Source organism: Porifericola rhodea (genome assembly GCF_030506305.1).
Classification (GTDB): domain Bacteria; phylum Bacteroidota; class Bacteroidia; order Cytophagales; family Cyclobacteriaceae; genus Catalinimonas; species Catalinimonas rhodea.
Genome location: NZ_CP119421.1, coordinates 3603956 through 3626113, shown reverse-complemented (window position 1 = coordinate 3626113; position 22158 = coordinate 3603956). Strand labels below are relative to the sequence as shown.

The 22158-nt window shown below is 41.4% G+C and carries 20 protein-coding genes; 13 read left to right on the top strand and 7 right to left on the bottom strand.

All coding sequences use genetic code 11. From position 1 onward, the window contains the following. Nucleotides 1–13 precede the first annotated feature (13 nt). The gene (locus tag PZB74_RS14965; protein ID WP_302237426.1) at nt 14–1210 is read right to left on the bottom strand and encodes a THUMP-like domain-containing protein; all 1197 of its coding nucleotides are present in this window, start codon (nt 1208–1210) and stop codon (nt 14–16) included. Between the two features lie 95 nt (nt 1211–1305). Further along, complete coding sequence (locus PZB74_RS14960) at nt 1306–2301, bottom strand: aspartate-semialdehyde dehydrogenase (RefSeq protein WP_302237424.1); 996 nt, start codon at nt 2299–2301, stop codon at nt 1306–1308. A gap of 141 nt (nt 2302–2442) precedes the next feature. Between PZB74_RS14960 and PZB74_RS14955 the strand changes: the two genes are divergently transcribed. From PZB74_RS14955 to PZB74_RS14900, 12 genes are all read left to right on the top strand, one after another. Continuing rightward, nucleotides 2443–3144, top strand: coding sequence for an endonuclease III domain-containing protein (locus PZB74_RS14955; protein WP_302237421.1), 702 nt, complete (start codon nt 2443–2445; stop codon nt 3142–3144). A 200-nt stretch (nt 3145–3344) separates the two neighbouring features. Continuing rightward, entirely contained in the window at nt 3345–4868 is a 1524-nt protein-coding gene (gpmI, locus tag PZB74_RS14950) for a 2,3-bisphosphoglycerate-independent phosphoglycerate mutase (protein WP_302237418.1), read from the top strand. 291 nt (nt 4869–5159) lie between these two features. Beyond that, nucleotides 5160–6041, top strand: coding sequence for a heme/hemin ABC transporter substrate-binding protein (locus tag PZB74_RS14945; RefSeq protein ID WP_302237417.1), 882 nt, complete (start codon nt 5160–5162; stop codon nt 6039–6041). Further along, nucleotides 6041–7090 carry a FecCD family ABC transporter permease gene (locus PZB74_RS14940; RefSeq protein ID WP_302237414.1) on the top strand — a complete coding sequence of 350 codons (1050 nt, stop codon included), beginning with the start codon at nt 6041–6043 and terminating at the stop codon, nt 7088–7090. Before PZB74_RS14945 ends, PZB74_RS14940 begins: the two co-directional genes overlap by 1 nt. Then, nucleotides 7087–7956, top strand: a complete 870-nt coding sequence (locus tag PZB74_RS14935; protein ID WP_302237411.1) for a heme ABC transporter ATP-binding protein — start codon at nt 7087–7089, stop codon at nt 7954–7956. Before PZB74_RS14940 ends, PZB74_RS14935 begins: the two co-directional genes overlap by 4 nt. Further along, nucleotides 7934–9007 (top strand): hemin-degrading factor, encoded by a 1074-nt coding sequence (locus tag PZB74_RS14930; RefSeq protein WP_302237408.1) that lies wholly within the window; start codon nt 7934–7936, stop codon nt 9005–9007. The genes PZB74_RS14935 and PZB74_RS14930 overlap by 23 nt, the downstream gene beginning before the upstream one ends. A 47-nt stretch (nt 9008–9054) precedes the next feature. Next, a complete protein-coding gene (locus PZB74_RS14925; RefSeq protein WP_302237407.1) occupies nt 9055–9375 on the top strand; it encodes a DUF6686 family protein in 321 nt (106 codons plus the stop codon). 5 nt (nt 9376–9380) lie between these two features. Next, nucleotides 9381–11696: a TonB-dependent receptor gene (locus PZB74_RS14920; protein WP_302237405.1), complete on the top strand. Its 2316-nt coding sequence runs from the start codon at nt 9381–9383 to the stop codon at nt 11694–11696. 94 nt (nt 11697–11790) lie between these two features. Beyond that, nucleotides 11791–12420 (top strand): HmuY family protein, encoded by a 630-nt coding sequence (locus tag PZB74_RS14915; protein ID WP_302237403.1) that lies wholly within the window; start codon nt 11791–11793, stop codon nt 12418–12420. 640 nt (nt 12421–13060) lie between these two features. After that, complete coding sequence (locus tag PZB74_RS14910) at nt 13061–13978, top strand: mechanosensitive ion channel family protein (protein ID WP_302237400.1); 918 nt, start codon at nt 13061–13063, stop codon at nt 13976–13978. A gap of 6 nt (nt 13979–13984) precedes the next feature. Continuing rightward, entirely contained in the window at nt 13985–15877 is a 1893-nt protein-coding gene (gene serA, locus PZB74_RS14905) for a phosphoglycerate dehydrogenase (RefSeq protein WP_302237398.1), read from the top strand. A 10-nt stretch (nt 15878–15887) separates the two neighbouring features. After that, nucleotides 15888–16472 carry a sugar transferase gene (locus PZB74_RS14900; RefSeq protein ID WP_302237396.1) on the top strand — a complete coding sequence of 195 codons (585 nt, stop codon included), beginning with the start codon at nt 15888–15890 and terminating at the stop codon, nt 16470–16472. Here the strand turns inward: PZB74_RS14900 and PZB74_RS14895 are convergent. The 5 genes from PZB74_RS14895 to PZB74_RS14875 all read right to left on the bottom strand — a co-directional run bounded on the left by PZB74_RS14895 (nt 16469) and on the right by PZB74_RS14875 (nt 20237). Next, nucleotides 16469–17407 carry a hypothetical protein gene (locus tag PZB74_RS14895; protein WP_302237394.1) on the bottom strand — a complete coding sequence of 313 codons (939 nt, stop codon included), beginning with the start codon at nt 17405–17407 and terminating at the stop codon, nt 16469–16471. The genes PZB74_RS14900 and PZB74_RS14895 overlap by 4 nt on opposite strands. Before the next feature lie 4 nt (nt 17408–17411). After that, the gene (locus PZB74_RS14890) at nt 17412–17951 is read right to left on the bottom strand and encodes an RNA polymerase sigma factor (RefSeq protein ID WP_302237392.1); all 540 of its coding nucleotides are present in this window, start codon (nt 17949–17951) and stop codon (nt 17412–17414) included. A 262-nt stretch (nt 17952–18213) separates the two neighbouring features. Continuing rightward, entirely contained in the window at nt 18214–18564 is a 351-nt protein-coding gene (locus PZB74_RS14885; protein ID WP_302237390.1) for a c-type cytochrome, read from the bottom strand. A 122-nt stretch (nt 18565–18686) separates the two neighbouring features. Further along, nucleotides 18687–19373, bottom strand: a complete 687-nt coding sequence (locus PZB74_RS14880; RefSeq protein WP_302237388.1) for an SCO family protein — start codon at nt 19371–19373, stop codon at nt 18687–18689. 153 nt (nt 19374–19526) lie between these two features. After that, a complete protein-coding gene (locus PZB74_RS14875) occupies nt 19527–20237 on the bottom strand; it encodes a sensor histidine kinase (RefSeq protein ID WP_302237387.1) in 711 nt (236 codons plus the stop codon). Between the two features lie 875 nt (nt 20238–21112). Between PZB74_RS14875 and PZB74_RS14870 the strand changes: the two genes are divergently transcribed. Continuing rightward, nucleotides 21113–22150, top strand: coding sequence for a hypothetical protein (locus PZB74_RS14870; RefSeq protein WP_302237386.1), 1038 nt, complete (start codon nt 21113–21115; stop codon nt 22148–22150). Nucleotides 22151–22158 lie beyond the last annotated feature (8 nt).

The following is a 22158-nucleotide window of genomic DNA, read 5'->3' as shown; positions in this document are numbered from 1 at the left end:
TACTACATTTAGTTTAATACACACTTAGCTTTTCAGAAACAAGCAATATATACTTTCCGTCAAGGTCTGTGGTAGCAAAAATATAAGTGTTACCACCATCTTTTAAGCCTGTTTTTTTGCGTATCTGGAGTACGCTGTCAGGAAAGTTACGAGTTGTGATGTTTGCTTTACCTGAAGGGACTGCTGCTTTTATTGCTTTTTTACTATACTTTACCACTTCTATAACTCTAAAAATTCTTCCAGGAAAATCATCCACCAACTCAGCTGAAGTATACAAATGACTATTTGGGTGCAGTTTAGCTAATCCATAAACCTGAGCAACTGATTTAAAAGCTCCTGCTTTAAGAAGCGCGGCATTAGACTCATACAAATAGTGTTGCGGCACGTTATAGCTTACATCAGTTTCTGCTTCACCTTCTTTTGTAAAATTAAACTGTTGGATTTTGTCTCCAGCTAAATGTACCGTTTCTATTATTGGCTGCACTTTAGCCTTAGCGCCCAACAGATACAGCACCTCTTTACACTCCTGTTCTGCCGCAATTACAATTACTTTTTCTACAGATTTTAGCGCCTGCAGTGCTAACTGAATATCTAACAGCGGGGCAGTTTTAATAAGGACATGCTCACTTTTTTTCAGAAGTTCATCCTGAAGCTCCACCACGTTGGGAGTACAATCCTCCAGACGAAAGACTTTTCTTTTGTGCTCATCTCGGCGAGCTGGGTCCAGGTAAATAGCATCTACCTTATGATCAAGGTTTTGTAGAAATACTTCGGAACTACTATGTACACAATTGATGTGCTGGGCCTGTAACGTCTCAAAATTATGACGTGCTATAGCTACCAGTTCTTCCTGCTGCTCAACATAAGTAGCCTGTTGAAAAGACTTACTCATATAATAGAGGTCTATGCCCATTCCTCCCGTAAGGTCTACTAACTCTTGCCCTGCCAGTAATTGTGTTTTGTAGCGTGCTGTAGCTTCTGAAGAAGCCTGCTCTACCGATAGGCTCATCGGAAAAATGATATGCTGCTGCTGATACCATTCCGGAAACTTCTGCCTGGCTTTACGTCCTGCCTGTAGCTGGGCAGCTACTTCTTTTACGGGTATATCAGGATATTTATGAGCAGACAATACCAGCTGCACAGGATCATCATGGCGATGCTCCGCAATAAAGGCTTGTACTTCCGGACGTAAAAGCTGTGCAATAGACAAAACAGGCAAATAAAAAAACGTCACTGATAGCCAGAGAAAAGCAGCAACTCTTCTCCTACGCTATCAATGACGCATAGACTTAACTAAGAAAATATTTATGCGGTAACCAACTTCTGGGCTACCAGATATTCGGCAATCTGTACTGCATTGGTAGCTGCTCCTTTACGTAAGTTGTCAGCTACTATCCACATATTCAGTGTTTTAGGTTGAGTTTCGTCTCTTCTCAAACGACCCACAAAAACTTCATCTTTATTATGTGCATTAATAGGCATAGGGTAGACATTGTTTTTAACATCATCTTCCACAACAACACCAGGGGTTTCAGCCAGTAGCTTTCTTACTTCTTCCAGCTCAAACTCATCTTCAAACTCTACATTTACGGCTTCTGAGTGTCCTCCCATGGTAGGGATACGCACGGCAGTAGCAGTAACGCGAATACTTTCATCACCAAAGATTTTTACTGTTTCGTTCACCATCTTCATTTCTTCTTTGGTGTAGCCATTGTCAAAGAACACATCAATATGAGGTAAAACATTCATATCTATGCGATAAGGGTAAACTTTTTCCCCTTCTTTGCCTTCGCGTTCATTCATCATTTGGTCCACTGCTGCTTTACCAGTTCCGGTTACCGACTGATAAGTAGAAACAACCACACGCTTTACTTTGTATTTTTTATGAAGAGGAGCCAGCGCCAGTACCATTTGTATGGTAGAGCAGTTAGGGTTTGCAATAATCTTGTCGCTGTCTTCTAATACGTTTGCGTTGATTTCGGGTACTACCAGCTTATTATCCGGGTTCATACGCCAGGCCGAAGAGTTATCTACTACAGTTGTACCTACCTCAGCAAACTTGGGAGCGTACTCCAGTGAAGTAGAGCCACCTGCAGAGAAAATAGCAATGTCGGGTTTAGCGGCAATAGCCTCTTCCATACCTACTACCTTATAAGATTTACCCTTAAAGCTAATCTCTTTACCGGCAGATCTGGCTGAAGCTACGGGCAGTAGCTCATCTAATGGAAAATTTCTTTCTGCTAACACTTTCAGGATTTCGCTACCTACAAGTCCGGTAGCACCTACGACCGCTAATTTCATGTCTCTTGCGTAATTATAATTAAAATAAATAGTTAGATAATGTAATCCAGTTCTAATTGTGATTCATTCAACAAATTAGGTAAAAATATGAATCAATTACATCATTTCAAACCATTTCTTACTCAGCAGGTTGTATAATCCGTGCAGCAGGATATAGACAAGATGAACTTGGCCATGCAGCGCATGGAAGAAAACTTTGGAAAGCAGACACGCTTTTCAGGTAAAGCACCATTGGAGCAGCTGATCGCTACCATATTGTCTCAGCGAACGACTTATGCTAACGAGCGTAAAGCTTATGATACCATGTGGGAACGCTTTGGTAGCTGGGAAGAAATTATGAATGCTCCGGTAGACGAACTTACGAAAGCCATTAGCAGCTCTAACTATCCTGAAGTAAAAGCTCCCCGCATTAAAGAAGTACTGCTCCAGATAAAAACTAGTAAGGGAGATTTTAACCTGGATTTTCTGGCGGAACTTGAAGTAAAAGAAGCTGTAGACTGGTTAATGAGCCTGCCTGGTGTGGGACACAAAACCTCTACCTTTGTCATGCTTTTCACCTTTCGTAAGCCGGTACTTCCAGTAGATACGCATGTGCATCGGGTTTCTACTCGACTAGGCATTATTCCTCCTAAAACCAGCGAGGCAAAAGCGCATACTGTTTTGCTACAAATGCTCCCTCCTCAGGCAGACGTACTGCTAAATTTCCACAAATTGTTTTTTAAGCATGGACAGCGCATTTGTACCTGGAACTACCCCAAATGCAAAAGCTGTTACCTTACTGATATTTGCGATTATTTTCAGCAGCAAGTGCTAGAACAAAAGAGCGCCGCCAACCCGGCATAGCAAGTGCTATTTATACCTGTTTTGCCTTTAATCACTGCTTAGGTGACTATAAACGGGTGAAATAAACTATCTTAAAAGCTTTGGACTTATATAAATAAACGTATATAAAAGCTCTATTTTTTGCGCTACTTCCAATAAGCTCCGTAAATTGCGAGAGTAGAAAATTATCAAGCAGTTTTTTGAACTAAAACCAACAAAGCATGAATAAAAAAGTAATTTTGATGATTTTAGATGGATGGGGCATCCCTGAAAACTCTGAAGTCTCTGCCATTGATAAAGCCAACACTCCTTTCGTTGATTCTTTATATACTAAGTATGCCCATAGTAAACTCAATGCTTCCGGAAAGGCGGTAGGCCTCCCCGACGGGCAGATGGGTAACTCAGAAGTAGGACATATGAACCTGGGAGCCGGACGTATCGTCTACCAGATGCTGGAAAGAATCAATCAGTCTATAGAGACAGGAGAATTCTACGACATTGAAGTTCTGCAAAACGCCTTTAAATACGCAAAAGAAAACGACAAGCAGGTACATTTTATTGGACTTACCTCTACCGGAGGAGTACACTCTCACCTGCAACATCTCAAAGCCCTCTGCAAAGCTGCCAGCCAGGCCGAGCTAGAGAAAGTATTTATCCATGCCTTTACCGATGGCCGCGATACAGACCCTAAGTCTGGCAAAGGCAATCTGGAAGAGATACAGGCTTACGCTAAAGAAACCACCGGTAAAATAGCTACAGTTATAGGGCGCTATTATGCGATGGACCGCGACAAACGCTGGGAACGTACCAAACTTGCTTATGACGCTATGGTACATGGCGAAGGTAAGACCTCAGAAAACGCTGTGCAGGCAGTACAGGCTTCTTACGACGAAGACGTAACTGATGAGTTTATTAAGCCTATTGTCATTACTGAAAACGGTAGCCCGGTAGCCAAAATAGAAGAAGGTGACGTAGTGTTAAGCTTCAACTTCCGTACCGACCGCGCTCGCCAGATTACACTTGCCCTTACTCAGCAGGACTTCCCCGAGCAGGACATGAAGAAAATGGACCTGAACTATATTACCATGACAGAGTATGACGAAACTTTTAAAGGCGTAGATATTCTGTTTGATAATAGACCTATAGACAAAGTGATGGGTCAGGTGCTTGCGGAAAACGGCAAAAAGCAAATCCGTATTGCTGAAACTGAGAAATACCCTCACGTAACTTTCTTCTTCAACTGCGGACGCGAAGAGGAGTTTGAAGGCGAAGAGCGTATTATGTGCCCTTCTCCTAAAGTTGCTACTTATGATCTGCAACCCGAAATGAGCGCAGGCGATATCCGTGACAAAATAATCCCTAAGCTAAAAGAAGGTGAAGTAGACTTTGTATGTCTAAACTTTGCAAACCCTGATATGGTAGGCCATACCGGCGTATTTGAAGCTGCGGTAAAAGCCTGCGAAACCGTAGACCAGTGTGCTAAAGCGGTATTGGATGTAGCTCAGGAAAATGGTTACTCTGCTATTGTTATTGCTGACCACGGTAATGCAGACTGTATGAAAAATCCTGATGGCTCGCCTCATACACAGCATACCACTGTACCCGTTCCCTGTATTCTGGTAGACAAAGACTACAAAGGCAAACTAAAAGATGGTAAGCTGGGAGACATCTCCCCTACCATTCTGGAACTGATGGGTGTACCTCAGCCTAAAGAAATGACTGGCGAGTCGCTGCTAGATCACTAAGATTTAATAGAGCCACCTCTTTTTTAAGAAGCTCGCCTTTTAAGGTGGGCTTTTTTTATGCTACGCTTCTACACTATTGCTGCGAGCTTTCATTCTTTTACTACCCCCTTTGCCAATTCGCATACCCGTAGCTAGCAAGCTCTTTCTAATAGCTAAAACTAGTATATAAACCTCTTATTACTAGCATTTTACTACCAATACTAGTATCCAAATTTAGCTAGTAATGTGCATTGACCAACTCATCCCCCTCCCCTACCTTTGAATCAATTTAAAATCATTCTAAATAAAGAAATGAAAAGAATATTCGTCCTAAGTATATTATTTACCAGCCTGCTCTATACCTGTCAGCAAAGTGGATCATCCGAGGAAAGCACCAGCGCCGAAGCTCTTAAAATTGTTTCTCTCAACGGTACTATCACAGAAATACTCTGTGCTCTGGGTCAGGAAGAACAGATCATTGGAACTGATGTGACCAGCACTTACCCTCCCTCTATGCATCAACTACCCAAAGTGGGCCATAACCGTAACCTCTCTTCTGAAGGCATTATTTCCCTAAACCCTAATCTGATCATAGGCATTGAAAAAGATGTAGATGAAGAAGTTAAGCAACAAATTGCTTCAACAGGCATTAAAACCATATGGCTGGAGCAGGAACTTAGTGTTGAAGGTACAAAATCACTTATCAGTACTATAGCGGACACCCTGAATCTGGGAACAGAGCAGGAAAAAATAGTTGAGCAGATACATTCTCCCCTGGCACTGCTTAAGAATTTTGCCATACCACCCAAAGTACTTTTTATATATGCCAGAGGCACAGGCACTTTACTGGTAGCGGGAGAAAACACATCGGTAGCTCAAATGATAGCGCTCTCTGGTGGGCAAAATGCCGCTCAGGGCTTTCAAGACTACAAACCTCTAACCTCAGAAGCTCTTGTATCTGCCAATCCCGATGTCATATTACTGTTTAGTAGTGGGCTTAACAGCCTGGAAGGTAGCGATGGCTTACTCAGTGTGCCCGGTATTGCCCAGACCAATGCTGGCAAAAACAAAGCTTTTATCAGTATGGATGGGCAGTACCTTTCAGGTTTTGGGCCACGTGTAGGGCAGGCTGCGCTGGAACTTAACCAGAAATTAGACTCTCTGCAAAGCACTTCACTGAGCGCACAAAACTAATGACTCATAAGAAAAGAAATATAGTATGGATGCTCGCACTACTACTTATAGTAGTAGTGATCCTTTCGGCTGGTGCGGGCGCACTGTCTATCAGCCCGGCGCAGGTGCTCTCTATAGCGCTGGATAGTATAGGCCTGGAAAGTTTTGCGGAGTTTAATGAGCAACAGTCCGTAGTACTCAGCCATATCCGACTGCCTAGGGTCTTGCTAGCCTTACTAATTGGTGCTTCCCTCTCTACTTCCGGGGCAGCTATGCAGGCATTATTTCGCAATCCTCTTGCAGACCCTTCTATTATTGGTATTTCGGCTGGGGCCGCGCTTACCTCTGCCTTAGGCATAGTTGTGCTGGGGCAGTGGCTAAACAGTATTGCCTTTGGTGCTAACATATCTATGCTATCGCTCCTCACTTTTGGAGGTGCCCTGCTTACTACCTGGCTGGTATTTAAGCTCTCTCATGTACAGGGGCGTGTACTGGTAGCTACCATGCTACTGGCAGGTATTGCTATCAATGCTTTTGCCAGCGCCGGCACCGGTTTCCTTACTTATACAGCCACTGACGATCAGCTACGCAGCATTACCTTCTGGACACTGGGTAGCCTAGGAGGAGCTACCTGGCAACATGTACTTGTCATGTTACCTTTTGCTCTACTGCCTTTTACCCGCATCTTCAGTATGAGCAAGGCCTTAAACGCCTTCGCACTCGGAGAAACTGAAGCAGCTCATATTGGTACTCCTACGGAAAAGGTAAAAAGAAATGTGGTAATCTTCGCAGCCATGAGCGTAGGTGCCAGCGTATCTCTTGCCGGAATTATCGGTTTTGTAGGTCTGGTAGTACCCCATATTCTCCGACAAATAGGTGGACCCGACAATCATTATATGCTTCCTGCCTCTGCTTTAGGCGGAGCACTACTACTCATCTTTGCAGATACTGTGTCGCGTACGGTACTGGCACCCGCAGAACTGCCCATAGGTATACTTACTGCTATTGTTGGAGCCCCTGTCTTTATCGGTATCCTTTTAAAAGACCGCAACAAAATGAACTGGCTATGAGCTTAACTTTAGAACATATTGACTATAAGATTAAGGAGAAGGCCATTCTCAAAGCACTGAGCTGTAGTTTTCAGCCAGGAGAATTATCTGTAATCATAGGCCCCAACGGAGCAGGTAAATCTAGTCTTTTGCACCTCCTGAGCGGAAAAGAGCAACCCACGCATGGCAGTATCAAACTGTATGATAAGCCTCTTACCCAAATTGATGGTATGCTGCTGGCCAAACACCGTGCGGTACTTATGCAGCAATCATTAGTAAACATGAACTTTACAGTACATGAGGTAATCTGCATGGGACGTTACCCTCACATTAAAAACAGACCTACCTCCTGGGATCTCAAGATTGTAGCACATGCACTGGAAAAGTGTGGAACGGCGCACCTTGCACAGCGTAATTATACCAGTCTTTCCGGAGGAGAAAAGCAGAGAGTAAATCTGGCACGTGTGCTTGCTCAGGTATGGGAAGGCGTAGAAGAAGAGTCCAGGCTTCTGCTACTGGATGAGCCTCTCAATAATCTGGACGTAGAACACCAGCACCTGACTCTGGATATTGCCCGCGATTTTGCCAAAAATGGCAATATAGTAATTACAGTTTTACATGATCTTAATATGGCCGCCCGCTATGCCGACAAAATTTATATGATAGGCGGAGGGCATCTGAAAGCATCAGGTAACCCATTTGAAGTAATTCACCCTCCACTGATACAGGAAGTTTTTAACTACCCTGCCTGTGTCTGCAAGCATCCCTTTTTAAACTGCCCTATGGTTTACTACGGTGACTATGAGCAGTCAGCAGAAAATGAAACCCTAATTCCTTTACACACCCCTATTACCAATACACATTATGGAAACACTAACTCAAAATAAACCGCAAGATTACTACGAAGCCTGGAAAGCCCTGGAGCGGACCAAACCCGGCATACGTATAAGAGAGGCTGCCAAAGTTTTAGGACTGAGTGAGGCCCAGTTGCTGGCTACCACCCTTAGTAACGACTGCGTCCGATTGGAGGGAGATTGGCAGCAAATGCTTAAAGCTTTTAAATCATTAGGCTATGTGATGTCGCTCACTCGCAACGATGCCTGCATACTAGAGCACAAAGGAAGCTTCCAGAAGGTCAGTACTTTTGGCAACGAAAGCCACGCTATGGGTACTGTCATAGGCCCTATAGAATCCAGAGTCTTTTTCAAACACTGGCATGTAGCCTTTGCGGTAGTGCAGGAAAAAAGAGGACGCATACTCAAAAGCATACAGGTTTTTGATAAGGCTGGCGATGCCATTACCAAGATTTACCTTCAGAATCAAAGTAACGAAAAGGCATTTTATGAGCTGGTTAATACCTTTCGTGCTAAGGTACAAAGCCCGGAAGTACATGTACAGCCCTATAATGATGAGGATTTTACTGAAGAAATAGACCGCGAAAGTTTTCTGCAAGACTGGGCCTCTCTAAAAGATACGCACGACTTCTTTCCTATGCTAAGGAAACACAAAGTAGACCGTTTTCACGCGCTTAAGCTGGCAGTAGAAAAATATACCTACCAGATTGAACGCTCGGCCATACAACAGATACTAGAAGTGGCAGCACAGCAGAAATTACCGATTATGATTTTTGCCGGTAATAGAGGTAATCTACAGATCCATCAGGGAAAAGTACGTACCATACGTCTGTTGGAGCGTGGACATACCGGAGTAGAGCAATGGCTCAATGTATTAGATCCCGAATTTAATATGCACCTGCGCCTGGACTTGGTAGATACCGCATGGGTGGTTAAGAAGCCGACCCAGGATGGTATAGTCACTGCCGTAGAATTATACGATGCCGACCGCAGGCTTATTACCCAGTTTTTTGGACTTCGTAAACCAGGAATACCACAAAAAGAAGACTGGACACAGCTGGTAGAAGGCTTGGCTCGCCTATAAACCTTCTATTTTTTTCATCAACAAAGCATTTACTCAAATCCAAAACTATGAACAAATCATTCAAACTGATTGATCAGAACGACTTTGCATTCTCGGCACACAGCCAAAAAGAGAATAAACTACAGATGTCTTTTGGCAACGTCAGCTTATTGCTTACGCAAAATGAATTTGCTCAACTGAAGCATCATGTTCAGGATACCCTAAAAAATGTAAAGAAAGTATGCTGCCCTTATTGCCGTGATATAGTCGTCAATACAACTGTCTCAAACATGGCATTTATGTTCAGCCTGGAAGAGCTGAGGCTTATGCATGAGATCATGGTCAATACGCTGATGATGATAGAGGTAAAACATATTCTTAACAACTAAATCCAATGAACAAGCGCATACGCAGACTGATAGTAATGCTACTGTCTTACCTGTATCTCAGCTACCCTGCCTCTTTGCTGGCCCAGAGCCAGAGCATTAGTGGGCGCATCCTCAACATGCAGGGAAAAGCAGTTAGCTTAGCAAGTGTAAGTACAGCTGGTAGTACCCAGGGTACTGTAAGTGATGAAGATGGAACTTTCCGCCTTAAGTTGTCCGAAGGTAAGCACTCTTTACTTATTTCCTGCCTGGGCTATCAGTCGGTAAAGCGTATTATTGAGGTAAGTGGCCCACAGACCAGCGAATTAGAGATTGTACTTTCTGACTCAGAAGCTCAGTTAGATGAGGTAACGGTAACAGCAACCCGAACCCTGCGCAGTGCAGAAAATGTACCCATGCCAGTGCAGGTAATTCGTTCCGAGCAGATAGAACAAATAGGTGCTCTGCGCCTCAAAGATGTGCTGCTGGAACAAACCGGCCTGCAAATAGTGAGCGACCACGGCAGTGGCTTGCAAATGCAGGGCCTCTCCTCTGACTATATTATGATACTTATAGATGGAGAGCCTCTTATTGGTCGTACTGCCGGCACCTTGGACCTGGACCGTATTGCAGTAGACAACATAGCAAGAGTAGAAATTATCAAAGGCCCCTCCTCTTCTCTTTATGGTAGCGAAGCGATGGCCGGAGTTATCAATATCATTACCAAAGAAGGTAGTGATGGTTTTAATGCATCCTTAAGAAGCCGCTACCGTAGCTTTAATACCTGGGATATGAGCACTCAGCTGGGCTATAAGGGCGAAAAAGCATCAGCCCGCTTCTTTGCCAACCGCCTCAGCACAGATGGCTATGACCTTAATAAGGAAACCCTCTCCATGACAGCGGCTCCTTATCAGGCTTATACCCTGCAAACAGATCTGGCATATAACTTTTCCGATCAGCTTAAGCTCAATATTAAAGGACGCTACTATCAAGAGGAACAGGAAAACCAATCGGAGATAACTGAAGAAGGTATTCTGCTAGCGCTTGATGAAACTGGTGAGCAGTCTGACTGGAACCTGATGCCTACTTTAAGCTTTCGCCCTAATGACAGTCATCGTATACAGCTAAGGAGTTATACTAGCGGCTATAGCACAGCAGCGGATATACACTATCAATCTGACGGCAAACCCTATGACCAAAGCTATTTTGATCAGCTATTTAACCGTAGCGAGCTTCAGTACGACTGGTATATAAGCGACAGCCACATTAGTACCTTTGGCCTGGGGCATACCAGAGAAACGGTAGAAGCTACGCGCTACGATGAAGATAACCGTTTTACTGCCAGCTACGGATTTGTTCAGCACCAATGGATTGCCGGTCGCTTTGATCTGGTAGCAGGAGGCCGCTTTGATACACATAGTGAGTATCAATCGCGCTTCAGCCCTAAGTTAGCAGCAGCTTACCGTATTAATGACCAGCTTAAAGTGCAGGCCTCCTTAGGCGGAGGCTATAAAGCTCCTGACTTTCGGCAGCTATTGCTCAACTTCACCAATTCTACAGTAGGCTACACCGTAATCGGGGCCCAGCTGATAGAAGAAAAGATTGCAGAGCTACAGGCGCAAGGACAAATAGAAACTATTTTTATTGACCCTAATACTTTAGAAGCTATTAAAGCCGAGAGCTCTCTGGCCTATAATCTTGGGATTAATTATGAGATTTCTAAAGACTGGAGAACAGAGCTCAACCTTTTTAGAAATGAGATCAAAAACCTGATCAACTCCGCCCCTATTGCCAGCAAGACCAATGGGCAGAGTGTGTTCAGCTACTTTAATACCGACGAAGTTGTAACTCAAGGCCTAGAGTGGCAGAGCTTTTATCAAATCTCCTCATCCCTAAAATTTAGTGTAGGATACCAATTCCTTGATACCAGAGATAAGGCAGAGGTAGAGCGCATTAAGAATGGGGAAGTGTTCCGAAGGAACCCCACAACACAAAGTACAGAAAGAGTAAAACTCTCGGACTATGGAGGTTTGGTAAACCGCTCTCGTCATTCTGGAAATGCCAAGCTCCTTTACATCAACAACCAACATAAGTACGATGCATCTTTACGGGCCATCTACCGTGGGCGTTGGGGAATAGGAGACGCTAATGGTAATGGTGTCATAGATACCGACAGCGAATATGCAGACTCCTACTGGCTTCTCAACTTCGCTGCAAATAAGGCCCTTACCTCATGGCTTAAGCTGGAGTCCGGAATAAATAATGTATTGGACAAAACCAACAGTATGGAGCCTAACCTGGCCGGTAGAATATGGTATGCCGGACTACACCTTCGCTTCCCCTGATGCTTAAACAGTGCTAATACAAGCTACAGCTAAACTAACCGAACTTAAGTAAACCCATTCACACACAAGTTAACCAATTTAATTATCACTAATTATGAAGAATCAAATACGTTCATTATTTCCAGTACTGCTATCCCTTTTACTTGCAGCCTCGGCCTGCGAAGAAGAAGATAATGACAGTAATGAACCTCTGACTATAGAAACAGCCACTGACATTAATGGCGACCCTGAAAGAAGCGGTAATTTTACCTTTTATGATCTGGAAAGCGGACAGATATTAACCCAGGCAGACTCTAATTCCACCGAATGGGATCTGGGCTTTTCTACAACTACTATCATCACTAATGGAGGAAGCTCAGGTCCGGGTCAGGGTGCAGCACAAATAGTAAACGGCCTCTTTGATGAAGTAGAAAGTGCCCCTGCCTCTGGCTACAGTACCGATAGCGAAGCTGAACTGGCAATACCTACCGGAAGTAATAATGGCTGGTATACTTATACCGGAGGAGACGGCAGCCCCGCCCATGCTGTATTGCCTATACCCGGTAAAGTTATCGTACTCAAAACCGGAGAAGGTAACTATGCTAAAGTAGAAATTTTAAGCATTTACAAAGGCAACCCTGACACTACTACTGAAGAGTTTGCCAATTTAGAGACCCGTGCGGAGTATGGCTACTATACTTTCCGCTATGTAGTGCAGACCAATGGTAGCCAGAACTTTGAATAAAGACACTAAGTCCTGTAGCCTGGCAGTGTTTAATGATTGTTTCCTGGGTTAACCTACTGTCGCTACAGGCACAAACTCTAAGGAAAAGGGCTACGCACTTATCTTGCGTAGCCCTTTTTTAAACCTACAAATACTATATATTCTTCCTCTTTCCACCCAAAATCCTGCTTTTCTACTATCTTTTGTATTGTACTCTCCATCCCTTTACACAGTTTAATGAAATACCTTACTACAGAAAGTTTTAACCTGACTTTATCACAGTATATTATTTATACCTGCTACCTTAGCAACTTCTCCTATCTTTTATAAGCATGATACGATGAACTTTATACACTTATACGTACAACTATTTTTACTTGTACGTACAAATCAGGAGGTTTATACGCATCAATCTGGCCGGGTAATAGTACAAAAAAAAGCCCTTCTGCATATGGTCGCAGTCGGGCATCTGACAGACTTACAGAAAATTTAAACAAGTTAGCGCCAGTATACAAATGATGCTTTTGGGTAGCAGCTAAGAAAACTCAAGCAACTTGCACATTTGTCTATTTTTGCGCTACAGTATGAATCAACAAATAAGTCAGGGCTACTTTATTTTAATGTTCCTTTGTTTAACTTTGGTGTTTGTTAGCAGAGCTGCATGGAACAAATAACTAGCTTTTGGGATCAGATTAAAGATGTGGTAGTGGAGGTCTTGGGCATCTTCACTTATGAATTCACCGAACTCGCCGGTGTTTCTATCAGTATCTGGTCTATCTTTCAGTTCTTTACCTTTGTTATTCTTCTCTTCTACCTGAGTAATAAGTTTACCAAGTTACTGGTTAACAGGATACTGGTACGCTATAACCTGGATATTGGTGTAAGGCAGTCTATCGGTACTATTACACGCTACATTCTGATAGTACTGGGTATGTACGTAATTATTACGGCTGCCGGTATCAACCTGAATGCACTCACCGTATTATTTGGAGCTTTGGGTGTCGGTATTGGTTTTGGCCTTCAGAACATTGTCAATAACTTTATCTCCGGCCTTATCATATTATTTGAGCGACCTATTAAAGTGGGCGATCGTATAGAGGTAGGAGATGTAAACGGAGATGTGGTTGACATCTCTGCGCGCTCCACTACGGTAGTTACTAATGATAATATCTCTATCATAGTGCCTAACTCAGAGTTTATATCTTCTAAGGTTACTAACTGGAGCCACAACGATCGCCGTATCAGGTTTCGTTTTCCGGTAGGTGTAGCCTATAAGGAAGATCCTGAACGTGTAAGGAAAGTTCTGATGGAGGTTATGAATGAGAATGAAGGGGTGCTAAAAAACCCACCCCCGGATGTCTGGTTTGATGACTTCGGAGACAGTTATCTTAACTTTCATCTCATGGTATGGACAATAAAATATGTGCAGCGCCCTAACTTGCTTAAAAGTCAGCTCTATTATGCTATCTTCGCAAAATTCAAACAACATAATATAGAAATCCCATTCCCTCAAAGAGATTTACACCTAAAAGATGGAGAACTAAATGTTTCAAAAAAAGAAAACGGACTAGCAAACTAATCACCCATGAAATCTGATAAGTATTTTGTCTTTGATTTTGACAGTACTTTTACCAAAGTAGAAGCTTTGGACGTGCTATGTGAAATATCGCTTAAGGGTAATCCTGAGAAAGATCGCATCCTCAAGCAGGTACAGGACATTACCAATACCTGTATGGATGGAAAGCTATCCTTTAGGGAGTCGCTGGAGCAGCGCCTGGCATTGCTAAGTGCCCACCGTAACCACCTTGAGCCATTAATAAGCTATTTAAAAGATAGTGTGTCTGTTTCCTTTCAGAGGAATAAAGAGTTCTTTAAAAATTATTCGGAGAATATCTACATCATCTCCAACGGTTTTAAGAGCTTCATCGTACCGGTAGTAGAAGATTATGGTATCCCGGCTGAGCATGTATTCGCTAATGAGTTCGTATTTGACGAAGAAGGCAACATCATTGGCTATGATCAAAACAACCATCTTTCCGGAGATAATGGTAAGTCTGAAGTTATCAGAGGCCTGGAACTGCAAGGCGATGTGTACGTCATTGGTGATGGATACAATGATTACAAGATTAAAGCTGCCGGTTTTGCCAATAAATTTTATGCTTTTACAGAAAATATACAGAGAGAAAGCGTACTGGAAAAAGCTGATCACATAACTCCCTCTCTGGATGAATTTTTATACTTAAACAAAATGAATACTGCAATCTCCTATCCTAAAAATCGTATTAACGTCCTTTTACTGGAAAACATCCACCCGGATGCAGAGGCTAAGCTTAAAGAAGAAGGTTATAATGTAGAGGTTCATCCTGCTGCAATGGATGAAGATGAGCTGGCTGAGAAAATCAAAAACGTATCTATCCTGGGTATTCGCTCAAAAACTCATGTAACTGCTAAAGTTCTGGAGAATGCCAACCGCCTGATTGCACTGGGTGCCTTCTGCATCGGAACTAACCAGATAGATCTGGAGGCCTGCCAGAAAAAAGGAGTCGCGGTATTTAATGCGCCCTACAGCAATACCCGCTCAGTAGTGGAGATGGCTATTGCCGAAATTATCTTTCTGATGCGCGGCTTCCATGACAAGAGCATGGGAATGCACCAGGGCAAATGGATTAAGTCTGCTTCTAACAGTAACGAGGTACGTGGCAAAAAGCTGGGTATAATCGGCTACGGAAGTATAGGCGCTCAGCTTTCTGTACTTGCAGAAAGTATGGGTATGGATGTATACTATTATGATCTGATAGAGAAGCTGGCGCTGGGTAATGCGACGAAATGCAATAGCATGGAAGAGCTGCTGAGCATTGTAGATGTAGTATCATTGCATGTTGATGGTCGTCCGGAAAACAAAAATATACTTGATGCTGAAGCCTTCAAGCATATGAAAAAGGGAATGATACTATTGAACCTGAGCCGTGGCCCTATTGTAGATATCAGTGCTCTGAAAGAAAATATTCTTAACAAAACTATTAGAGGTGCCGCTATAGACGTCTTTCCTCAGGAGCCTAAAAGCAATGACGAAGAGTTTATCTCTGAGCTTAGAGGTTTACCGAACGTAATCCTTACTCCGCATGTGGGAGGGAGCACACTGGAAGCTCAGGAAAACATTGCTGACTTTGTGCCTAACAAGATTATTGAGTATGTGAATACAGGGAGTACTACTAATAGCGTTAACTTTCCTAATGTTCAGCTGCCTCTATTGCAAAATGCACACCGCCTGATGCATATTCATATGAATAAGCCAGGTGTTTTGGCTAAAATCAGCCAGGTCTTGGCTGAGCATAATATTAACGTAGTAGGGCAATACCTGAAAACCAATGAAACCATAGGTTATGTCATTATAGATATTGATAAAGCTTATGATGATGCTGTTATTCAGGCCCTGAAAAGTATAGAGAATACTATCAGGTTCAGAGTACTTTATTAAAATTAGAAAGGTGTATACCGGCAAACGGCTTCTGGATATACTCACTGCCACTGTTGCACTAATTATAACTTTGCCAATCATGCTGCCGGCTGCATTGCTTCTATTATTGTTGTCCGGGTCTTTTCCATTTTTTTTACAGGAGAGACCCGGTTTACATGGCCGTCCCTTTCACCTGATCAAACTCAGGACTGTTCACTCCTACCCTGTGGCAAAGACTCAATTGTTAAAAAAATACTGTTTGCTTTTAAGGAACTACTCTATTGACGAGCTACCACAATTGTATAATGTACTCAAAGGAGAAATGTCAATGGTTGGTCCGCGCCCCCTACTTATGGAGTACCTCCCCCTCTACAATGAATTTCAGATAAGAAGGCACGAAGTAAAACCGGGTATTACCGGCTGGGCACAAATAAACGGTAGAAATATGATCGGCTGGGACAGAAGATTCGCTTTGGACGTATGGTATGTGCAGCATGCTTCACTAAAGCTGGACCTTCGTATACTTAATAAAACCTTCTGGGCTATGTTTGCACCAAAAAATGTAAAGCCTGAAGGTTTGAGCGATGAAGAAAAGTTTAGAGGTAATAAGATTTAGTACTGTGTTCTTATTTTAGTCAGTGCTTTGATCATTGTGCTATCTTTAATGATTTTTAGTGGTGCAATTTCTTTCTGCTCTAGCTTCAGATTATAGAATCCACCATTATACTCCAAAAATAGGGTTTTACTTTCTTCTTTATTCAGGGCTATAATTTTGTAAGGATTACCTTCAAAATCACCGTGCAGATATAATCTGTTGTTAAATAACTGATAGTGAAAGTTGTACTTGCTGTCTACCACATTTTCTATTTCAACTTCTGAAGCCAAACGTTCAGGAGCCTGCATCAGGCTTTTGTCCGGAGCTTCAAAGTCCTCATAATTAATTTGCTGAGTGTCTTCAGTAAATGTGCTTACCACATCTGGTCGTACAATTTGAGGCAACGCTACTGTCTTCTCAAAATTTGAGGTACCTGCTTCACTCTCAACCTCAGCAAGTTTTTGGCTCGTCGCGGTGTTATCCAGCATAGGCTGAGATGATGCTGTTAAAGAGGTATCGTCAGGCTTCTCTTCTTTATATTCTGGTACACTTAAGACAGGCTTGGGAGACTCTAAAGCTATCTGATTTTCGCCAACCTGACCGCTAATATCTATTGAGCGCTCAGGGATAAATTCTGAAACTGTAGTATTGTTCTGTTGAGTAGTATAAAAATAGGTTCCGCCAGCCAAGAAGAATACAGAGGAGATTACAGCTGCCCATTGTATGCCACTGAAGTTATACCAAGCTACCGTATTTACAGGAACCTGATCCAGCCTGCTTTTTAAATAAGCTTTACGTGCATCGCCTAAGGAGTTGAATATCTCTTTTTGTAACTTAAGTTCGTTACGTAAAAGAGGGTCCTGCTGCACCTTGTCTTCCAAAGCAAGTTTCTCCTCCTGAGAAAGCTTACCTTTCAAATAATTATCAAATTTTTCGGAGTAGATAAAGTCTTTCATAGGCTTAATCTAAAAAATCGCTTTTTGAATATTTTGACTTAATAAGACTGTCCAGTCTTTTTTTACATTTATATTTTTTGGTTTTGGCAGTTTCAGTATTTGCCAAACCTAGTTTATCAGCTATATCCTGCATAGACATATCATCAAAGTAGTAGTACATTAATATACGTTTGCAGGTATCACCCAATTCAGCTATACACGACCTGATAATGTGGCTCCTTTCTTCACTTTCCTGATCCAAGTATTCTATCTCATCTTTTTCTTCATTGGAAAGGCGGCTTTTTCTATCCAGTTCTTTCCTCCACAAATTCAGGCAAACGCTATATAGGTACGTACTTATTTTAGAAGTAAGCACCAGCTGATTTCCTATGACTTTTTGCCAAAATACAATCAGTGCATCCTGATAAATATCCTTAGCTTCCTGCTCTGTACCATTGTTTTTGAGTACTACATTAGTCATCATTCTGTAGTACTTTTTGTACAGATAATCCAGAGCTTTTTCATCACCTTTACTAATTCTTTCAAGAATCACACTATCTTTCATGCCAAAAAAGCCTTCATTGTTTAATACGATAACTCCACTTAAGGTAACCCTCTATGTAATATTAGAAGTCTATAAAAGCTAATAAATAAGAAATACATGGACAGCCATATTATTTAATATATACAAAAACCAGCTCTATTACTTATTCTAAGCTCAAAATAATCCTAATTCATAATGAATTAAAAATCTGTGTACCTGTGTTCTATTAGCTGTAAGAAATATTATAAAATTGAACTAATTTAATTTTTGTTAGAACTATATACTAGTATACCCTGCAACTATCCAAATAGCTTTCAGTCTCTTTAACAGAAATATAACCTGCTTCATTTCCCCAACTGTTGCCGATATAAGTAATAATCTGAGCAATTTCTAAAGCTGTTAAATCATCATGAGCTGGCATAATTTGATTATAATCTGTGCCATTAACTTCTATTTCTCCTTCTAAACCATACTTAATAATACAGGCAGTTCGGCCCAGCTCGTTCAGCATATAATCTGCCTGAACTAAAGGAGGTATAACTTTTCCTAAGCCTGTTCCATCCTCCTGATGGCAGTTGCTACAATTTTGCTTATACAATTGCTGACCATACACGATATATTGATTATAGCGCATTTTATCTGATGAACTCAGATTTTGGGTTGCCTGGTTTTCACTCTGTGAAGTACAAGCAAGTCCTAAAAAAAGAAATATTAGATAGAAAAGTTTTGCCCCTCTAAATAACCAACTCCGAATACTCATGCTTCCTCTCTGTTTTTATTATTTTCTTTTAGAAGCATATCAATATGTTTGATAAGTAGGTCCACTTTGTCTTTATCTGTTCCATCATACATACCGCGTATGTGGCGATCTTTATCTACCAAAATAAAAGCTCCACTATGAATAAAGCCTCCCGGTTCTTCTTCATCTTCCATAGCAGTTACCATATAGCTATTCAGACCAATATCATAAATATCTTCCTTCTCTCCAGTTACAAAGTGCCACTGATTACTAGAAACCCCTAGACGTTCGGCATAATCGTGGAGCAGGGCAACAGTATCATATTCAGGGTCTATGGTATGTGACAAGAAAGCGACTTGTTCATTACCTTTATAGGTTTCGTAAACCCTAAGCATTTGGGTTTTCATTACTGGGCAGATAGTAGGACAGGAGGTGAAGAAAAAATCAGCTATATATATTTTGCCTTCAAAGGTAGAGGGTGTTACTAAGCTACTATCCTGATCTACAAACTGGAAGTCAGCAACCTGATGGTAAAGGGTGTCTACTTTTGTTTGGTTATCAACAGTCTTTTCTACGTACTCATGCCTACCCAAATATGGCAAGGATGAACTTGCCTCTTCGTTCGTTTGGGAACCTGAGCAGGCTGATAAAATTAGAGTAGAAAGTAATGCTAAGAAAAAGGGTAGCTTAAATCTGGCAGTCATTTGAACATTGTTTAATTTTATTGCAAGTTATTTTGAAACAAAATATAAACAAGTTCCATTCAGGGAAAAGGCAAGAATTACAGGCCCTAACTCATTAATTTAGCTTGAGCAGTTGGAAAATATAGGCAATAGTAAAACTTTGAAATTTTTGCCTTAAATACGGTCTCTCAAAGGAAGATTAACAAAGAAGTTAGAGCCTATTCCCTCCTGGCTCTCGTACCAAATGCTGCCCTGATGTCGCTCTACTGCCTGCTTTGCCAAGTACAGGCCCAGGCCGCTAGATTCTTCTCCACCAGTACCTCTGCGAGTAGCTTTACTAAACTTAGTAAAAATATAAGGTCTCAGTTTTTTTGGAATACCAATACCTTCATCAGAGACAGATATGTTGGCTACATTCGCATATTTTACCAGCTTAACTATAATTTGCCCATTCTCATGAGAGTATTTGCAGGCATTAGAAAGAAGCTGCTCCAATACTTTTTCTATGGCATTTTCGTCCACGTATATTGGAATATCTTCATCCATATCTTCATAAGATATTTTTACTGGCTTACCTGTAAAAGTTTTAGTAGGATAATTTTCAACAGTTTTTCTGAGAATATCATTAAGTATGACTGTTTTGGGAGGTTGTATTGCATCATCGTCAAAACAAGAGTCTACCGAGATCATATTATGAATGATGCTTTTAATGGAAGTGCAGTCTCGCTCTATGGTTTGAAAAAACTGACGACTGTCTTCGTCCAGATCATTCTCAAAATTTTTGTACAGTGTGTAGTTACAAGAACGTATTCTTGCCAGCATACCTTTGAGATCCCTCCCAATTTGGGCTAAAATCTCTTCATTAGTCTCAGCACTTTTTATCATCAGACAAAGGTTAAATGGTAAAAAATCTTGTTTGCTTTTACAATGTTAATAAGCTATTCACTCAAAAAAATTATAAAAACGGTACTCTGACCGCTCATGTAATTTCTGATATTACAAAATTATGATTTTGCATTTTGTAAAGAGCTAACACTCAAAGCAGCTGATAGAGGTACTTTAGATTGAAACACTTAATCTTATGAAAGTAAAAGAGACAAAGAAAAGCTGTTGAAAAAGCAAATATTGAGAATGTATAAGCTTTGTCATTTTTATAAAAAATAGCAATATATACTTAAGGAAATAATGCAGTCCAGTATTGTTCTCTAATTTATAGAATGTCGCTTATTTTTTAGCAAAGCCATATTTTTGCATTACAGACCTGATAAAGTAGTATATAAAAAGATACCAAGATTAAATTGTAATTATAGAATAATAAATTAAACTATAACATTATAATACTCAGTTAATTTCGCACCAATACTTATACTAATGCTTTAAGAAAACTATAGATTCTACGGCACAAAATTGCTTCAGTTAAGCTAAAAGTGTAGGCCTTCGGCATTGTAGTTTTTATTAAGCTTAGCAATTAATATCTACCGCTTGATGTGTTTTCCCCATTCTCAGTACTAAGCCAATAGTTGTTCTTCTCTCATATTCTGCTTTACAAAAGCTGAAAGCTAGCTTGTTTTGCAGTATCATTAGCTATTTCTGCCCAAGGATGTTAGTAATGAATTGCAATTAGCCTTAAATTGAGTTGTATCCTATCAGCGAGCCCAATCCGAAATTTCTACTACATACGAAATTGAAAAAAATTATCGCTTGTTAGTTTACATTTCCAGCTTCAGCATACACTAATCTTAAAGACTAAACCCTAAACTATGCACTACACTATCAAACCTAGCATTTTAGTACTGATCTGCCTATGGCTTTTTGCATCTTGTGACAAACTCTGTGATTGTGATGACGATCCAAAACCTTGTTCTTTTTCTTACGGTATGGTTTCTTTTACTCCTACCCCAGGCGAAGAACAGCTCATTAAACCCAGCTTTGAGGAAAGTCAGGAAGGGGGCACCTTTAGTGCATTTCCTTCTGGACTAGACATAGATGAAGCTACAGGCGAGATTAATATTAACAATAGTACTTATGATCAGGAGTATACAATCACCTATACTCTGGATGATGGAGAAACGACCTGTACTACCTCCATTTTTATTGGTGAACCCGATATTGTAGCATGTGGACTGAAGTATGAAAAAGAAATGGTAGCTCCAGGTGAAATTGATTTCTTACTGGCAAGAGTAGATGAGAAAGCAGTGACTGATGGTAAGTTTTATGCTATACCCTCCGGCTTAGTAATTAACCCTAGCAATGGGGCAATAGATGTAAGTGCCAGCGAATCAGGCACCCAGTATACCATCTACTATGAGTCTAAAGATGGAATGTACCAATGCCAGACTAAGCTAATTATTAGTGGTATTGACTTCCCGGACACTCGCATCAGTCTGGTACCCGAAGAAAGAGCTTTAGTATATCCTTACTATAATGCTGACCCTGATCAGGAAGTGCCGGGAGGTAGCTATATGTCTGATGACCCTACCCTGGCCATTAATGAGTCTACCGGTGAAGTAGATATCAAACAGACATTGGTTAATGTAGACCTCTCTGACAATGAAACTTTAGATCAGTCTATAGTCAATTACAGAGAGGCTGGATTTACCAGAATTTTTACCATTAATTACACAGTTGGACAGACAGAGCTTCAGTCCAGCCTGGAAGTGCAGCTTTTCTGGTTCCCCAATGAGGAAAGTATACCTGCCGACCTGCTTGAAGTTTTTGAAGGTAAACAGAGTTTTGATAACGGTAAGATAGAAGAAAGGCCACCCTATATGTTGGCTACCGGAGGTTATGACAAATAATTTTTTAT

Excerpts from the sequence above, each read along its gene's own strand:
- PZB74_RS14880 (WP_302237388.1), bottom strand. The coding sequence starts at position 19,373 with ATGACTGCCAGATTTAAGCTACCCTTTTTCTTAGCATTACTTTCTACT.
- PZB74_RS14925 (WP_302237407.1), top strand. The coding sequence starts at position 9,055 with ATGAACAAATCATTCAAACTGATTGATCAGAACGACTTTGCATTCTCG.
- PZB74_RS14920 (WP_302237405.1), top strand. The coding sequence starts at position 9,381 with ATGAACAAGCGCATACGCAGACTGATAGTAATGCTACTGTCTTACCTG.
- PZB74_RS14940 (WP_302237414.1), top strand. The coding sequence starts at position 6,041 with ATGACTCATAAGAAAAGAAATATAGTATGGATGCTCGCACTACTACTT.
- serA (WP_302237398.1), top strand. The coding sequence starts at position 13,985 with ATGAAATCTGATAAGTATTTTGTCTTTGATTTTGACAGTACTTTTACC.
- gpmI (WP_302237418.1), top strand. The coding sequence starts at position 3,345 with ATGAATAAAAAAGTAATTTTGATGATTTTAGATGGATGGGGCATCCCT.
- PZB74_RS14945 (WP_302237417.1), top strand. The coding sequence starts at position 5,160 with ATGAAAAGAATATTCGTCCTAAGTATATTATTTACCAGCCTGCTCTAT.
- PZB74_RS14870 (WP_302237386.1), top strand. The coding sequence starts at position 21,113 with ATGCACTACACTATCAAACCTAGCATTTTAGTACTGATCTGCCTATGG.
- PZB74_RS14935 (WP_302237411.1), top strand. The coding sequence starts at position 7,087 with ATGAGCTTAACTTTAGAACATATTGACTATAAGATTAAGGAGAAGGCC.
- PZB74_RS14930 (WP_302237408.1), top strand. The coding sequence starts at position 7,934 with ATGGAAACACTAACTCAAAATAAACCGCAAGATTACTACGAAGCCTGG.
- PZB74_RS14910 (WP_302237400.1), top strand. The coding sequence starts at position 13,061 with ATGGAACAAATAACTAGCTTTTGGGATCAGATTAAAGATGTGGTAGTG.
- PZB74_RS14915 (WP_302237403.1), top strand. The coding sequence starts at position 11,791 with ATGAAGAATCAAATACGTTCATTATTTCCAGTACTGCTATCCCTTTTA.
- PZB74_RS14895 (WP_302237394.1), bottom strand. The coding sequence starts at position 17,407 with ATGAAAGACTTTATCTACTCCGAAAAATTTGATAATTATTTGAAAGGT.
- PZB74_RS14875 (WP_302237387.1), bottom strand. The coding sequence starts at position 20,237 with ATGATAAAAAGTGCTGAGACTAATGAAGAGATTTTAGCCCAAATTGGG.
- PZB74_RS14960 (WP_302237424.1), bottom strand. The coding sequence starts at position 2,301 with ATGAAATTAGCGGTCGTAGGTGCTACCGGACTTGTAGGTAGCGAAATC.
- PZB74_RS14885 (WP_302237390.1), bottom strand. The coding sequence starts at position 18,564 with ATGCGCTATAATCAATATATCGTGTATGGTCAGCAATTGTATAAGCAA.
- PZB74_RS14890 (WP_302237392.1), bottom strand. The coding sequence starts at position 17,951 with ATGAAAGATAGTGTGATTCTTGAAAGAATTAGTAAAGGTGATGAAAAA.